Source organism: Acidovorax sp. KNOB132, assembly GCF_057541515.1.
In genome coordinates this window covers 1-13,753 of record NZ_BAAJYT010000092.1, presented here as the reverse complement: position 1 = coordinate 13,753, position 13,753 = coordinate 1, and the positions used below count along the sequence as shown (strand labels likewise).

General features: G+C 69.1%; 16 protein-coding genes and 2 pseudogenes. 5 read left to right on the top strand and 13 right to left on the bottom strand.

From position 1 onward, the window contains the following. The 9 genes and pseudogenes from AC27IO_RS13520 to apaG all read right to left on the bottom strand — a co-directional run. A pseudogene (locus tag AC27IO_RS13520) lies at positions 1-324 on the bottom strand (AIR synthase related protein); the annotation flags it as partial. Positions 325-360: 36 nt separating this feature from the next. After that, positions 361-763: pseudogene (locus tag AC27IO_RS13515) on the bottom strand (GreA/GreB family elongation factor). A 410-nt stretch (positions 764-1,173) separates the two neighbouring features. Further along, positions 1,174-1,524, bottom strand: coding sequence for an RNA-binding regulator (gene rbp / locus AC27IO_RS13510; RefSeq protein ID WP_284413396.1), 351 nt, complete (start codon positions 1,522-1,524; stop codon positions 1,174-1,176). Positions 1,525-1,624: 100 nt separating this feature from the next. Beyond that, positions 1,625-1,834, bottom strand: a complete 210-nt coding sequence (locus tag AC27IO_RS13505) for a hypothetical protein (RefSeq protein ID WP_317353765.1) — start codon at positions 1,832-1,834, stop codon at positions 1,625-1,627. Between the two features lie 290 nt (positions 1,835-2,124). Then, positions 2,125-2,646 (bottom strand): O-acetyl-ADP-ribose deacetylase, encoded by a 522-nt coding sequence (locus AC27IO_RS13500; RefSeq protein ID WP_284413398.1) that lies wholly within the window; start codon positions 2,644-2,646, stop codon positions 2,125-2,127. A gap of 23 nt (positions 2,647-2,669) precedes the next feature. Then, on the bottom strand, positions 2,670-3,794 hold the full coding sequence (locus tag AC27IO_RS13495) for a YbdK family carboxylate-amine ligase (RefSeq protein ID WP_284394324.1): 1,125 nt from the start codon (positions 3,792-3,794) through the stop codon (positions 2,670-2,672). Beyond that, entirely contained in the window at positions 3,784-5,043 is a 1,260-nt protein-coding gene (locus AC27IO_RS13490) for a cation:proton antiporter (protein WP_272565687.1), read from the bottom strand. The genes AC27IO_RS13495 and AC27IO_RS13490 overlap by 11 nt, the downstream gene beginning before the upstream one ends. 190 nt (positions 5,044-5,233) lie before the next feature. Beyond that, on the bottom strand, positions 5,234-7,213 hold the full coding sequence (tlpB, locus tag AC27IO_RS13485; RefSeq protein WP_317353772.1) for a transporter-like protein TlpB: 1,980 nt from the start codon (positions 7,211-7,213) through the stop codon (positions 5,234-5,236). Next, positions 7,210-7,617 (bottom strand): Co2+/Mg2+ efflux facilitator ApaG/CorD, encoded by a 408-nt coding sequence (apaG, locus tag AC27IO_RS13480; protein ID WP_272565684.1) that lies wholly within the window; start codon positions 7,615-7,617, stop codon positions 7,210-7,212. The genes tlpB and apaG overlap by 4 nt, the downstream gene beginning before the upstream one ends. Positions 7,618-7,686: 69 nt before the next feature. Here apaG and rpe point away from each other — a divergent pair, with 69 nt between their 5' ends. Then, positions 7,687-8,367: a ribulose-phosphate 3-epimerase gene (gene rpe, locus AC27IO_RS13475; protein WP_498739210.1), complete on the top strand. Its 681-nt coding sequence runs from the start codon at positions 7,687-7,689 to the stop codon at positions 8,365-8,367. 38 nt (positions 8,368-8,405) lie between these two features. Here rpe and AC27IO_RS13470 read toward each other — a convergent pair whose 3' ends face one another. The 4 genes from AC27IO_RS13470 to AC27IO_RS13455 form a co-directional block, all read right to left on the bottom strand. Next, positions 8,406-8,816 (bottom strand): hypothetical protein, encoded by a 411-nt coding sequence (locus AC27IO_RS13470; protein WP_498739209.1) that lies wholly within the window; start codon positions 8,814-8,816, stop codon positions 8,406-8,408. A 158-nt stretch (positions 8,817-8,974) separates the two neighbouring features. Then, positions 8,975-9,307, bottom strand: a complete 333-nt coding sequence (locus AC27IO_RS13465; protein ID WP_272565681.1) for a DHCW motif cupin fold protein — start codon at positions 9,305-9,307, stop codon at positions 8,975-8,977. A gap of 42 nt (positions 9,308-9,349) precedes the next feature. After that, a complete protein-coding gene (locus AC27IO_RS13460) occupies positions 9,350-10,393 on the bottom strand; it encodes an NAD(P)H-dependent flavin oxidoreductase (protein ID WP_272565680.1) in 1,044 nt (347 codons plus the stop codon). 66 nt (positions 10,394-10,459) lie between these two features. Continuing rightward, complete coding sequence (locus tag AC27IO_RS13455) at positions 10,460-10,792, bottom strand: hypothetical protein (protein WP_498739208.1); 333 nt, start codon at positions 10,790-10,792, stop codon at positions 10,460-10,462. A 158-nt stretch (positions 10,793-10,950) separates the two neighbouring features. Between AC27IO_RS13455 and ku the strand changes: the two genes are divergently transcribed. The 4 genes from ku to AC27IO_RS13435 form a co-directional block, all read left to right on the top strand. After that, entirely contained in the window at positions 10,951-11,868 is a 918-nt protein-coding gene (ku, locus tag AC27IO_RS13450; protein WP_498739207.1) for a non-homologous end joining protein Ku, read from the top strand. Positions 11,869-11,904: 36 nt separating this feature from the next. Beyond that, complete coding sequence (locus tag AC27IO_RS13445; protein ID WP_498739206.1) at positions 11,905-12,717, top strand: exodeoxyribonuclease III; 813 nt, start codon at positions 11,905-11,907, stop codon at positions 12,715-12,717. Positions 12,718-12,805: 88 nt separating this feature from the next. Then, on the top strand, positions 12,806-13,282 hold the full coding sequence (locus tag AC27IO_RS13440; protein WP_487088163.1) for an RDD family protein: 477 nt from the start codon (positions 12,806-12,808) through the stop codon (positions 13,280-13,282). Between the two features lie 72 nt (positions 13,283-13,354). Next, the coding region (locus tag AC27IO_RS13435) for an HAD family hydrolase (RefSeq protein WP_498739205.1) at positions 13,355-13,753 on the top strand (399 nt) is incomplete at its 3' end.

Below are 13,753 nucleotides of genomic sequence, written 5' to 3'. Positions count from 1 at the left end.
GCATCGGCCAGCGCCAGCAGCCCGCGCGAAAAAGCGCTCCAGCCAGTCGCTGTCGGCCCGCGGCAGCGACAGGGCGAGCGTGAAGGCCAGCGGCTGGGCGCCGCACGCGGCCAGATCGCTCAGGTTGACCGCCAGCGCCTTGTGGCCGAGCGCCTCGGGATCGACGTCGGCGAAGAAATGGCGGCCCTCCACCAGCATGTCGCTGGAGACGGCCAGGTGCATGCCCGGCGCGGGCGCGAGCAGCGCGCAGTCGTCGCCCACGCCCAGCGCGGCACGGCGCACGGGGCGCTGGAAGAAACGGCGGATCAGATCGAATTCACCCATGGCAGGAGCATACGGTGCGGCAGGCCACGGCCCGCGCTACGTCTGGTAGTCGCCGCTGGCCTCGGGCTGAAAGAGGATGGCGACGACCTGCGCCGCGCAGGTGTCGCCGTTCGGCGTGAGCCACTTCGCGACGTCCCCCACCTTCAGGCCCAGCAGGCTGCTGCCCACCGGCGAGAGCACGGAGATGAAGCCGGCCGTGGGCTCGGCATCCCGCGGATAGCAGACCGTGAGCGTCTGGCGCCGGGCGGTCTGCACATCGACCAGCTCCACGCGCGAGTACATCGTCACGACATCGCCGGGCACGGCGCGCGAGCCCGTCACCTCGGCGCTGGCCAGCAGCGCGGCCAGGGCGGGGGGGGAGTTCGCGCCCGGGCAGTTTGTTCAGGCGGGCGAAATCAAGTTCGGTGAGCGTGCGCTCGCCGTGAATCGTTGCATGCATCGACACACTCCATCGAATGAATGCGGGCAACGCCCAAAAGAGGGTGCGCCCGCGGCCGCGCGAGGCGGGGGCCCGGCGGCGGAGGGTTGCGCTGAAAGAAGAGGAGAGGGGAGCGGACCGCCGGGCTCAGGAAGGTGCGGGGGGCACCGGCCGATGCGCTCTCTTGGCGGCCGCGTACGCGCCGGCCGCTGCGCGGGGCAGTGCGGCCAGGGTGGCGTGGGGGCCGGAGAGGGGGAAGGGCATGCGGGCAGTGTAGGCCGTCATGCGGGCGGCACCCGCAATGGCCTCACGCCCTTTGCCAGATTGGGTGCCCCCTCGCGCTGCGGCGCGCGCCCAGGAGCGGAATGCAGGGCGGCCAGGCAAAAAAAACCGGCCCAGGAGGGCCGGCTTTTCGCGGAGTGCGGCAGGGCTCAGTAACGGCCACCGCCGAAACCACCCGTGCCGTAGCCCACGTCGGAGCGCTTGTTCGCGCCGTAGCCCGCTGCGCTGTAGCCGCCCGAGCCGCCGCCTTCTTCGCGGGGGCGGGCCAGGTTCACGACGATCGAGCGGCCGTCGACGGACATGCCGTGCAGTCCGGTGATGGCGGCCTGCGCGACTTCGGCGGACGCCATTTCCACGAAGCCGAAGCCCTTGGAGCGGCCGGTTTCACGGTCCATCATGACCTTGGCGGAGGAGACGTTGCCGAACTCGGCAAAGTTGCTTTGCAAGATCGCATCGGTCACGGAGTAGGGCAGGTTGCCCACGTAGATTTTGCTGCTCATGGAAAGAGCCTTTCTGAAAGAGGTGCGCAACGAATGGCGCGCCGTTGGAGGACGGTGGTGCGAAGGGGGAAAAGGGAGCTGCCTTGGCAGACCCTTGGCCTCAGCACGCCGGAGGATGCGGCATGCTCGTTTGCAGCCAGCCCTGGGTGATGGCAAAGAGCCGGGCGGCTTCGCGGGATGCAAAGGCTTTGTCGAAACGGAATACGCGGCAGTAGCTGCCGTTACCCTGGGATCGATGGACCGAGAAGGAGGCGCGGAAGCGGCCACAGTCGGTCGGGTGTGTCGAGGGCGAGACGACGTATGGGCCCATGGGAATGGCGGTCTTGGAAATCTAATTCATTCAGGATCGCAGGCGGGAGAGGGCCTGCGTGAGCATCGAGGAACTCGGTCGGCTGCAGCTCGGCAGATCGACAGGGCGACGAAGGTCGCAAAAGGCGGCCTGCCGGGTGCCGATGGCCGGTTCCCAGCAAGCGTTGCGGTGATGGCACGGGTCAGGCACCAGGACTGCAACAAAGGGCATTATATCACCATTGAGAATTTAAAAGTCAATTAATATTCTCGATGGTTTTAAAGAGGGTGTCTCCCAGCCACCCCTCGGGGCTATTCGGCCGCCTGCCCAAGCACCGCCCGGTATACGGACAGGTCCTGCTCCGAGAAGCAGCAGAAGGTCACCTCCCGAATACCGGGCGTCTGCGCGAGGGTGGCATGCACCGCATCGACGGCCACCACCGCCGCCTGCTCGATCGGGTAGCCGTAGATGCCCGTGCTGATGCAGGGAAACGCCACCGTCCTCGCCCCGCGTTCGCTCGCCAGCAGGAGCGATTTGCGATAGCAGGAGGCCAGCAGGCCCGCCTCGCCGTTCGCGCCGCCGCGCCACACCGGACCGACCGTGTGCACGATGACGGAGGCCGCCAGCCGGTAGCCCCGGGTGGCTTTCGCATCCCCGGGCTTGCAGCCGCCCAGCAGGCGGCATTCGTGCAGCAGCTCCGGGCCGGCCGCGCGGTGGATGGCGCCATCCACCCCGCCCCCGCCGAGCAGCGACGAATTGGCCGCGTTGACGATGGCATCCACCGCCAGCTGGGTGATGTCGGCGCGCAGCGCGCGAAGCGTGGCGTTCGCCATGGGCACGGCCTGCCGTCGGCCCGTCAGGACACCGCGCCCCGAAAGCGCTGCGCCGCCTGCCGGCTCACCTCGCCCAGCAACTGCTCGTTGCGCTGGCGCTCGCGCAGCCAGCGCGCGTCGTTCTGGCCGGCGTCGGCCTCGCTGCGCAGCATGTGCAGCGCGCTCGACGCCCCGGTGACACCCGCGTGCCGCGCGATGTGGTCGATCGTCTGCAGGATGTGGTCGCGCAGCGGCATGTGGCTGCCCGTGGCCGGGTCCACATAGACCGCGTCCATGCCGAAGCGGCAGGCCTGGAAGCGGTTGTATGTGTAGACGAGGTAGTCGTCCTCGGTCGGCATGAAGGGCTGCTCGGCCAGGAACCACGCACCCAGCGACTGCACGAAGCCGGCGAGCGCGGCGGCGCGCTCCACGGTGAGCGGCGTGTCGAACACCCGGATCTCGATGGTGCCGAACTCGGGCTTGGGGCGGATGTCCCAGTAGAAGTCCTTCATGCTCTTGACCACGCCCGTGCGCGTCATCTTGTCGAAGTAGTGCTCGAAGTCCGTCCAGGTGAGCGCCATGGGCGCGCGGCCGGACAGCGGGAACGCGAACACCGAGTTGAGCCGGGCGGAATCGAACGCCGTGTCCTGCCCCTGCACGTAGGGGCTGGAGGCCGACAGCGCGATGAAGTGCGGGATGTAGCGCGACATGCGGTGCAGCATCAGCAGCGCCGCGTCGGCGTCCGGGCAGCCGATGTGCACGTGCTGCCCGAAGATCGTGAACTGCTTGGACAGGTAGCCGTACAGCTCCGACAGTTCGCGAAAGCGCGGCTTGTCGTAGATGCGCCGCTCGTGCCATTGCTGGAACGGGTGCGTGCCGCCGCCGGCCACGGCGATGTTGAGCTTGTCCGCGCTCTTGACCAGCGCATCGCGGATCTGCGTGAGCTGGCCCAGCACCTCGCTGCTGCTGTGGCACACGCCGGTGGAGATCTCGATCATGCTGTTGGTCATCTCGGGCACGACGCTGCCGGGCAGCGGCGTCTTGTGCATGAGGCGCAGCATGTCCTCGGCATAGGGCGCGAGGTCGTAGTCGTGCGTGTTGACGAGCTGCAGCTCCAGCTCGACGCCCAGCGTCAGGGGCTCGGAATGGTGGAAGGCTTCAAGACTCACGGCTGTTGTCTCCGTTGGCGGCGCGCGAGAGCGGCGCCCAGGGTTTCGAACTCTCGCCCGCGCGGTAGATGGCGACGGTGGCGATCACGGCCCCGAGCACTTCCATGACCAGGATGGCCGGCAGCGCCACGCGGGCGATCAGCTGGCCGGTGGAGGCCGAGGCCACCACGAACTGCGATGCGATCAGCAGCGCGATGGACGACATCGGCGTCATCGCGCAGCCCACCCACAGGGCCTGGCGCCAGCTGGCGCCGCTGCCCACGTTGCCCACCGCCACGCCCAGGGCCTTGGCCGCCAGGCGCACCACGATCAGGGCCAGCACCACGCCGGCCACCGGGCCGCTCCAGTCGGCCTGCGCCGCCACGGTGGAGACCAGCACGAACATCAGCATGGTCAGCAAAGACGAGGCCGTTCCCATCTGGCGCGGCCAGGCCCAGGGGCGCGGATTGAGCTGCTTGAGCAGCATGCCGGCCAGGAGCGCGGCCAGCGGCGCGGAGCCGCCCATGTGCGCCGCGACGGCCGTGCCGGCGGCGATGAGGGTGAGCAGCAGGAACGAAGTGTTCTCGCTCGTGGGGCTCATGAAGCGCAGCGCCATGCGCAGCACCAGGGCCAGCACGGCGCCGACAATGATCGAGACGCCCAGCACCACCATGACCGGGTAGATGGTGTCCATGATGCGCGCGGCGGGGCGATTGATCAGCTCCGCCGTGGCGCTGCCCAGCGTCAGGGCGTACAGCGTGGAGAGCGTGGCCAGCACCATGGCGCGGTCGGTCACCGGGCCGGCGGCGCGCGTGTCGGCCACCACGCGGCTGAGCACCGCGGGCGAGGCGGCCAGGGCCACCAGGGCGAGCGGGCCGGCAGCGCGCTGGGGCACGTCCAGCCACATCAGCACGTAGTACACGGCGAAGTAGGTCAGGGCCGATTCGGCGATGCTCTGCACCAGCACCATCGGGTTGTGGCGGAACCAGCGCAGCGGAATGCGCCCGCCCGCCTCGAACAGCACCAGTGCGATGCCCAGCTCCAGCAGGAACAGGCTGATGCCCTGCAGCGGCCACACGGCGCCGGTGAAGCCCAGCAGGCCGGCGATGGTGCCGACCAGGGTGTAGCCGACCACCTTGGGCAGGCCGATATGGCGTTGGAAAAGGTAGCCCGATACCGCGGCCACTGCGAGCAGCAGCGACCATTGCACGGTGGGCAACCCGGCCGAAGGGCGCAACCATTGCGCCCAGAAGCTCAGGATTTCATCCATTCTTTGTATGTCCTCTTCGCGCAGGCGCCAGGCCTGCAGGGTTGGGTCGGCCTTCGCGAAGCCCCCTCGGCGCGCAGCGGCCCGACCCCGGGGTCGCCCGAATTTACCCGCTGGGGTGGCCCCACCCTGTAGGACGGAGGCCTCCATTCCGGGGCGTATCGGGGCGGCGGAAAAGACCTTTTAACAGGGCTCAGGCCGCGCGCCGGGCGGGCATGAAAAACTCCAGCGGCGCGCGCCGCAGCCGCGAGCGCAGGGCCGCGTAGACGCGGGCCCGCTCCACCCCCGTCACGCTGTGCGCGCGCAGGGCGAGCCGGAAGGCCAGGTAGAAGCTCACCGACACGTTCAGCGCGCCCAGCAGCGGGATCGTGGCCACGGCCCACCAGAACTGCGGCATGTGCAGCACCTGCAGGCCCAGCGCCGTGCTAGCGGCGCCCAGCTGGCCCGACGACAGCGTGACGTGGCGCACGTCCAGCCCGAGCCCGAAGAACGAGGCGATGGGCGGCACCAGCCCCAGCATGAAGCCCAGCGAGATGTTGGCAGCGAAGCCGGACAGGTTCTCGCGCAGGAAGTGCGCCCAGCGCGCGGCGCGCGCCGTGCCCAGCAGCCGGGTGATGCGCGGGTTGTACTGCACGGCCGAATCCAGGCGGTGCAGCACGAACCAGTTCTCCGCCCAGCCCGCGATGATGCTGGAGGCGAACAGCAGCACGCCGGTGAAGGCCGCGAACAGCAGCGAGGGCCCCAGCAGGTGCAGCGACTCCAGCACGTGGTGGGCCTGGGCCGTGCTGATGGCCGTCTGCCCGGTTCCCTTGGCGATCAGCAGCGTGATGCCGATCACGGTCGGGAACACCACGAGCACGTTGCCCAGCACCGCGGCCACCTGCGACCGCACCAGGTGCGTGACCTCGTCCACGAAGGACACCACGGCCTCGTCGGAGTGCAGGTCCTTGAGCTTGGCCGCCATGGCCGGCGCGGTCATCGCGGGCTGCTTGGTGGCCACCGTGAAGTGCAGCAGCAGGATCAGCACGAAGCTCACCGAATAGTTCACGCCCGCCCAGAAGCCGCCCCAGAAGGCCGACAGCGCCAGTGCCGCCAGGCCGAACTTCATGAGGGTGGTGAAGGCCATCACCAGGCCGCCGCCCGCGGCCTTGCCGACCATGGCGCGGTATTCGGCGCCGGTGCGCGTGATGTAGTGCTCGCCCGTCTCGGCGCTGCGCTCGGCCACCTTGGCCGCCAGCAGCGACGAGTTGGACGCCAGCAGCGCGCGCAGGCTGCGTCTTTCGCGGCCCACCGTGACCAGCCGCGCCATCAGGCGGGCGGCGGTGGGGGCGGGCGTGGGCGAGAGCAGGCAGTCCAGCAGCTCGCGCACGCGCAGGATGCGCTCGCGCAGCTGCCGCAGCCGGAACACCAGGCCCACCGAAATGCCGTTGTCCTCGAAATGCGAATACACGGTGGCCGCGGCGGCGCGGCAGGCATCGAGCCGCTCGCGCAGGCGCTGCACGGATTCGTCGAGCCGGTCGGTGGTGCGCAACTGGTGCATCACCTCCACGCGCACGCTCTCCACGTCGCGGATCAGGGCGTGGAACGGCTGCGCGTCACGCGCGGCTTCGCTCATGCGCAGGCGCAGTTCGGGCGCGAAACCGGTGGACAGGATCTGCCCCGCGCAATAGGTGATGGCGTCCAGCAGGGCGCGCTGCCAGCGGGTGGCGCCCGGCGCCTCGGCCGGGGCCATGGCCGACAGCAGCCGCACGAGCAGGGCCTCGTCCAGGGCCGCGAGCCACAGCGCATCGAAATCGTAGGGCAGCGCCAGCATGAACAGCTCGGACGCGTCGATGGTCTCCGGGCTGCCGGGCAGCAGCTTGTAGCGCAGGCGCTCCGCCACCTCGCTGGCGAGGGCCGTGCGCGGCGCGAAGCCGAAGTCGGCCAGCAAGGTGGTGATGTCCACCGTGCCGACGAGCGCGCTCCACCAGTCCTGCAGGCGCTGGCGCGCGGCATCGTCCTTTTCGATGGCCTCCACGAACAGTTGCATGCGGCCGACCGCGGCCTCGACCGAGCGGCGGTTGCCCCGCACCCAGTCCAGCAGCGCAATCAGCCAGAGGTGGCGCTGCGCCAGCGGCGCGCCCGCATCCAGCTGGGCCAGCAGGTGGCCCAGGTCATTGGCGTGGCGCTTCAATGCAGCACTCTGCCGTTCAGGGGGGCGCCCGAGGCGTCGCCGGACACGGCTTCCAGCACGAACAGCGCAATGGGGCATTCGAACGGCTCGCCGTCCTCGGCCACGCAGAAATAGCGGCCGTGCATGCTGCCGCTGGCCGTGCGCAGGCGGCAGCCGCTCGTGTACTGGAAGGATTCGCCGGGCTTGAGCAGCGGCTGCTGCCCGACGACACCCAGGCCCTTGACCTCTTCGGTGTGGCCGCGCGCGTCGCTGATGACCCAGTGGCGGGAGATCAACTGGGCGGGGATGTCGCCCGTGTTCGTGATGGTGATGGTGTAGGCGAAGCCATAAAAGCCCTCGTCGGGCGTGGATTGCTCGGGCAGGTACTGGGATTGCACCTCGGCCTGGAACTGGTACTTCGGCATGGGCGCAATGGTACCCGGGCCGGCGGGCAAGCCTTCCGGATCGCCGCGGGCTGCTGCGACAATCGGGGGATGAGCCGCACCTACCGCATTGCCCCCTCGATCCTGTCCGCCGATTTCGCCCGCCTGGGCGACGAAGTGAAGAACGTCATCGCCGCCGGCGCCGACTGGATCCACTTCGATGTGATGGACAACCACTACGTGCCCAACCTGACGTTCGGGCCCATGATCTGCCAGGCGCTGAAGCCCCACGCCAAGACCCCGGACGGCCAGCCCGTGCCGATCGACGTGCACCTGATGGTCCAGCCCGTGGATGCGCTGGCCGCCGCCTTCGCCGATGCCGGCGCCGACTACATCAGCTTTCACCCCGACGCCTCGGCCCACGTGCACCGCAGCGTGCAGGCCATCCGCGCCAAGGGCGCCAAGCCCGGCCTGGTGTTCAACCCCGCCGAACCGCTCGACGTGCTCGACTGGGTGATCGACGACATCGACCTCATCCTCATCATGAGCGTGAACCCGGGCTTCGGTGGCCAGAGCTTCATCGACTCCGCCCTGCGCAAGATCGAGGCCGTGCGCCGGCGCATCGACGCCTGCGGCAAGGACATCCGCCTCGAAGTGGACGGCGGCATCAAGACCGACAACATCCGCCGCGTGGCGGATGCGGGCGCGGAAACCTTCGTGGCGGGCAGCGCGATCTTCGGCAAGCCCGACTACGCCGGCGTGATCGGCGCCATGCGCACGCAACTGGCCTGACGCGGCCCGGCCGCAGTCTGGGCCTGCATTCACATCGATCAGCGCGCTGGTGGCGCTGGGGGCGGTGGCACGATGGTGGTCGTGGTGCTCTCGCGCAGCACGCCGCCCGCGGCGGGCGAGCCGGACACGGCACTCGGGCCCTTCACGCGGTCCAGGCAGGCGGAACGCTCTTCGGGCGTCTTGAACACGGCGCAACGGTCCACCGCATTGCTCTGCTCGGCCTGGGCGCCCGGGTTGGTCAACTGGCCGGTGCGCGACGATTCGAGGGCCGCACCCGCTTCCTGCAGGCACACGGCCTGGGACTGCTGCGTGTTGCCGCTCAGGCAGGCCTGGCGGTCGCGCTCGTAGCGGGCCCGGGCGGATTCGTCCGGTGCGGCGTGCGCGGTGGCGGCGGCGGCGGCCAGCAGGGCGGTGGTGGCGAGCGCGGAAAAGCGGCGAAGAGAAGACATCGGCATGGTGATCCTTTGGTATGCGAACCGCCCCTGGCAGCCGGGCGAAGGCCCGGCCGGGGCAAGGTTTGCAGACTAGGCGTACACCGAGGGAGCGTCTGTCGGACGGTGCGCAGCCGCCGTGCGGGCCGTTCGCCCGCCACAGGGCGGCCCAGGCGTCAATCCACGATGAAGAGCTGCGCGCCCGTGGCCGTCGACGACCGGTGGGCCGCATCGCCGAAGTCGGACACCTGATAGCTCATGCCGGCCGTGAGCGTGACACGGCGACCATCCTTCAATTCGGTTTCCAGCGTGCCTTCCAGCACGAACAGGATGTGGCCCCGGTCGCACCAGTGGTCGGCCAGGTAGCCGGCGGAATAGTCGACCCGGCGAATGCGAATGTCGCCCACGGTCTGGGTGCGCCACAGGGCCGTTCCGGTCTCGCCAGGGTGCTCGGTGGGTGCGATGAGCGACCAGTCCGTCGTAGTGAAGGGCAGTGCAGGAATTTTCATGTCAAAGCGGTGGGGCCGGTGAATCTGGAAACGGTCGGCCGCTCAGCGCAGGCCCTTCGCCAACGCGCGCGTCAGGTCGGCGGCGGACGCCTCCCGGCAACCGCTCGCGTTCTGTCCGGACCACAGTGGTGAAAAGTCGCTGCGCCCCAAGGCTTCCGCCTTGGCGCGCAGCGGGGCCAGCGCGGCCGTCGCGAGGGGGAACTCCGGGGCCGCGGGGTTCAGTGGCCCCAGCTCGTGCATGACGCGGTTCATGATGCCGCGGGCAGGGCGGCCGGTGAACAGGTGGGTGAGGGCGGTATGGCGCGCCGCGTCGCTTTGCAATGCGGCGCGGTGCACTGCGCTGGTGGTGGCCTCGGTGGCCAGCATGTAGGCGGTGCCGACCTGCACGCCCGAGGCCCCCAGCGCCATGGCCGCGGCCACGCCCTGGGCGTCCGCGATGCCCCCGGCCGCGATGACCGGGCACTGCACGGCGCCGACGATCTGGGGCAGCAGCGCGAAGGTGCCGGATTGCTTGGTCAGGTCGTGCGACAGGAAGTGCCCGCGGTGCCCGCCGGCCTCCAGGCCCTGCGCGATGACCGCGTCCACGCCCCGCGCCTGCAGCCAGAGCGCTTCTTCCACCGTGGTGGCCGACGCGAGGACTTTGGAGCCCCAGCTTTTCACCTGCGCCAGGAGGTCGTCCGGCGGCAGCCCGAAATGGAAGCTGACCACCGGCGGCCGGAACTCCGCCAGCAGGCCGGCCACCTCGGCGTTGAACGGATGGCGTCCCGCACCGGCGGGGATGTCCTCCGAACGAAGGCCGAATTCGGCGTAATAGGGCGCCAGCGCCGCACGCCATGCCGCCTCCCGCTGCGGATCGGGCTGGGGCGGCGTGTGGCAGAAGAAGTTGACGTTGTAGGGCCGGCGGGTGGCCGCGCGGATGGCCGTGACTTCCTGGCGGATCAGGTCGGGCGTGAGCCCGGCGCAGGGCAAGGAGCCCAGGCCCCCGGCTTCGCTCACGGCGATCACCATGGCGCTTCCCGACACCGCCACCATGGGCGCCTGGATGAGGGGAAATTCGGTGCCGAGGAGGTGTTGGAGCGTGGTCATCGGTGGGGCCTGTAGGGACGTGGTGGGCATTCTGCACCACCTCCTCCAGCCGCCACGCGCGGCGGTTCAGCGGGCGGGGCCGAATCCGAACAGGGAGGGTTTGGAGGGGGCCGGGGGATCGGCTGGCGGGCGCCCCGTCTGGGGCGCATCGTGCGATGGCGACACCCCTTTCGCGGCCCGCTTCACGGCAAGGCGAGGGCCGATGTCCAGGTCTTCGATCATGGCTTGCAACACCCGAAGCCCATCGGCCAGGGCCTGGTGGTAGGTGCCCGCGGCCGACGCGGACCGTTCCATCTCCGCCCAGGCACCGCCGCCTTCGCGCTCCATCAGCACCCAGCGGAAGTCCCCGGGGGACGGCTCTTGCACATGGATGGCGATGGGGCGGAGGGGGGACGGCATCGCTCCAGCATAGGGGATCGCGGGGAATGGCCCAAGGCCGTGCCGCCCCCCGATTGGCAGGCAATGCCTACCGATGCGGCAAGCGGCCGCCTACAAGGCTGGCAGACCGATCGACGCAGACTGGGACGCACGGGGTTCCCCCTTCGGAGAAAAGTCACATGGCAACTGGCAGTCGCACGCTCTGGAAGGGCGCCATCACTTTCGGCCTGGTCCACATCCCTGTCGGGCTGCACACGGCGGCGACGGAGCAGGGCGTGGACTTCGATTGGCTGGACAAGCGGTCCATGGACCCGGTGGGCTACAAGCGCATCAACAAGAAGACCGGCAAGGAAATCGACAAGGACCACATCGTCAAAGGGGTGCAGTACGAAGACGGCAAGTACGTCATCATCAGCCCGGAAGAGATCGAGGCGGTGTTCCCCAAGACCACGCAGACCATCGAGATCGAGCGCTTTATCGACGCGAACGACATGCCGTTCATCTTTCTGGAGCGGCCGTACTACGTGGCACCCGTCAACAAGAGCGACAAGGTCTATGCGCTGCTGCGCGAAACCCTCATCGCGACGGGCAAGGTCGGCCTCGCGAAGGTCGTCATCTCGACGAAGCAGCACCTGGCCGCGCTGGTGCCCTCGGGGCCGGCGCTGGTGCTGAACCTGCTGCGCTGGGGCGACGAGGTCAAGACGCTCGACTCGCTCGAACTGCCGGCCGCCGGCAGGAAGGGTGTGAGCGCCGCGGAGCTCAAGATGGCCAGGCAACTGGTCGAGGAGATGTCCGGAAAATGGGACCCCGCCGACTTCAAGGACGAGTTCCGCATCCAGGTCATGAAGCTCGTGGGCAAGAAGGCGAAGGCGGGCGAAGGCCACACCGTCATGGACCCGGAGGAAGAAGCGCCGCAGACCGGCGAAGTGATCGACCTCACGGCCCTGCTCAAGCGCAGCCTCAAGGGTGGCTCCGCGCCTGCGCGCAAGGCGGCGGGCAAAACGGCCGGCAAGGCGGGGGCCAAGGCGCCTGCCAGGAAGGCCGGTGCCAAAAGCGCCGCCGCCAGGAAGAGCGCACCGGAAAGAAAAGCGGCGTGAGCGATTGCTCGCCCGCGTGTTCAGACCGGTGATGCCATGCGCGTCGCCACGTGGAACATCAACAACGTCAACAAGCGGATCGACCGGCTGGTCGATTGGCTGCAGCGCACGCGGCCCGATGTGGTCGCGCTGCAGGAACTCAAATGTCCCACGGCGCAGTTCCCGCATGAGGCGCTGCGCGCGGCGGGCTACCGCGGCATGGCCGTCGGCCAGCGCACCTGGAATGGCGTGGCGCTGCTCGGCCGCGGGCACGATCCGCTGCCCGTGTTGACCGCGCTGCCGGGCGACCCGGCCGACAAGGAGGCCCGCTACCTCGAAGCGGCCATCCACGGCGTGCTCTATGCCTGCCTGTACCTGCCCAACGGCAACCCGCAACCCGGCCCCCGATTCGACGCCAAGCTGCGTTGGTTCGAGCGGCTGAACCGCCGCGCCGAGGCGCTCTGGGCGTCTGGCCATCCCGTGGTGCTGATGGGCGACTGGAACGTCGTGCCGACGGATGCGGACATCTACCGGCCCGACACATGGGCGGACAATGCCCTGTTGCAGCCGGCGCCCCGGCAGGCCTATGCCGACCTGTTGGCCCAGGGGTGGACGGATGCCATCGCCACGGTGCACCCGAAGGACGTGCCGTTCACCTTCTGGGACTACCGGCGCCGGCGCTGGGAGCGCGATGCGGGACTGCGCATCGATCACATCCTGGTGAGCCGCATGCTCCGCGTGGCGGATGCCGGCGTGGACCGGGACGAGCGCGGTAAGGCCAACGCCAGCGACCACGCCCCCGTCTGGGCGGAACTGACGGTGGCGAAGGCGCCCACGCGGCGCCGGGCGGCCAGGCCGGCCGGCGTTTGAAGCGCCCCACAGGCCGGTGATCGCTGCCAGAATCCAGGGTGCCTCGACCCTTGGGGTTGCAAGCGTGCTTCACAAGGACAATGCTTTCATGAACGATCCCGGCGGCTTTCCCGATCTCGAATATGTCGGCTTCTGGGCGCGCGTGGGCGCGACGCTGATCGACACCCTGCTGCTGATCGTCGTGACGGTGCCGCTGCTGGTGGCGTTCTATGGCTGGGCGTATTTCGAATCCGAGCGCCTGGTCTTGGGGCCTGCGGATTTCGTCATCTCCTGGGTGCTCCCGGCCGTGGCCGTGGTGCTGTTCTGGCTGAGCCGGCAGGCCACGCCGGGCAAGATGGCCATCGGCGCCCGCGTGGTGGATGCCGCCACCGGCAAGCCGATGACACCCGGGCAGTCCGTGGGCCGCTACGTGGCGTATTTCGCCTCCGCGATTCCGTTGGGTCTGGGCCTGCTGTGGGTGGCGTTCGACAGCCGCAAGCAAGGCTGGCACGATAAGCTGGCGGGCACGGTGGTCGTGCGGCCGAAGCGGCGTGGGACGCAGGCGGTGGGTTTTCCGCAGGGTTGAAGACGTTCTCCCGCACCAGGACCGCCACGGCGCCACCCCGACTTCATTCACTGCACGCCTGTTTTCAGGGCCATGACGATGCAACCTGCCCCCTTTTCAGACTGGATTCCGCTGCCCCCCGCACAAGCCGATGCCGCGATCGTGGACCTGGACGGCACCATGGTGGACACGCTCGGCGATTTTTCCGAGGCGATCAACCGCATGCTGCGCGAGCTGGGGCTGCCCGGCATCGCGGCGCCCGACATCGAACGCATGGTGGGCAAGGGCTCGCAGCACCTGATTCATTCGGTGCTCAATCACGTTCTGGCGCATGATTCACTAGGGCGGTTGCGCTATAAAAAAAAAGTAGCACTTGTTTTTCAAAGGCGGCTTGCGGGCCGCCTTTTTTCATGGTGGGGGCGATCCTGCTGGGGCGCGCGCTGCGGCACGGGCGCCCGGCGTGTCCGCCTTCATCCGTGCGGGCACTTTCCG

Bases quoted from the DNA above. Each gene is read 5' to 3' on its own strand.
- AC27IO_RS13465 (WP_272565681.1), bottom strand. From the start codon at position 9,307: ATGAAAATTCCTGCACTGCCCTTCACTACGACGGACTGGTCGCTCATC.
- AC27IO_RS13440 (WP_487088163.1), top strand. From the start codon at position 12,806: ATGAACGATCCCGGCGGCTTTCCCGATCTCGAATATGTCGGCTTCTGG.
- AC27IO_RS13470 (WP_498739209.1), bottom strand. From the start codon at position 8,816: ATGTCTTCTCTTCGCCGCTTTTCCGCGCTCGCCACCACCGCCCTGCTG.
- AC27IO_RS13455 (WP_498739208.1), bottom strand. From the start codon at position 10,792: ATGCCGTCCCCCCTCCGCCCCATCGCCATCCATGTGCAAGAGCCGTCC.
- AC27IO_RS13445 (WP_498739206.1), top strand. From the start codon at position 11,905: ATGCGCGTCGCCACGTGGAACATCAACAACGTCAACAAGCGGATCGAC.
- rpe (WP_498739210.1), top strand. From the start codon at position 7,687: ATGAGCCGCACCTACCGCATTGCCCCCTCGATCCTGTCCGCCGATTTC.
- rbp (WP_284413396.1), bottom strand. From the start codon at position 1,524: ATGAGCAGCAAAATCTACGTGGGCAACCTGCCCTACTCCGTGACCGAT.
- AC27IO_RS13500 (WP_284413398.1), bottom strand. From the start codon at position 2,646: ATGGCGAACGCCACGCTTCGCGCGCTGCGCGCCGACATCACCCAGCTG.
- AC27IO_RS13490 (WP_272565687.1), bottom strand. From the start codon at position 5,043: ATGGATGAAATCCTGAGCTTCTGGGCGCAATGGTTGCGCCCTTCGGCC.
- AC27IO_RS13505 (WP_317353765.1), bottom strand. From the start codon at position 1,834: ATGGGCCCATACGTCGTCTCGCCCTCGACACACCCGACCGACTGTGGC.
- apaG (WP_272565684.1), bottom strand. From the start codon at position 7,617: ATGCCGAAGTACCAGTTCCAGGCCGAGGTGCAATCCCAGTACCTGCCC.
- AC27IO_RS13460 (WP_272565680.1), bottom strand. From the start codon at position 10,393: ATGACCACGCTCCAACACCTCCTCGGCACCGAATTTCCCCTCATCCAG.
- ku (WP_498739207.1), top strand. From the start codon at position 10,951: ATGGCAACTGGCAGTCGCACGCTCTGGAAGGGCGCCATCACTTTCGGC.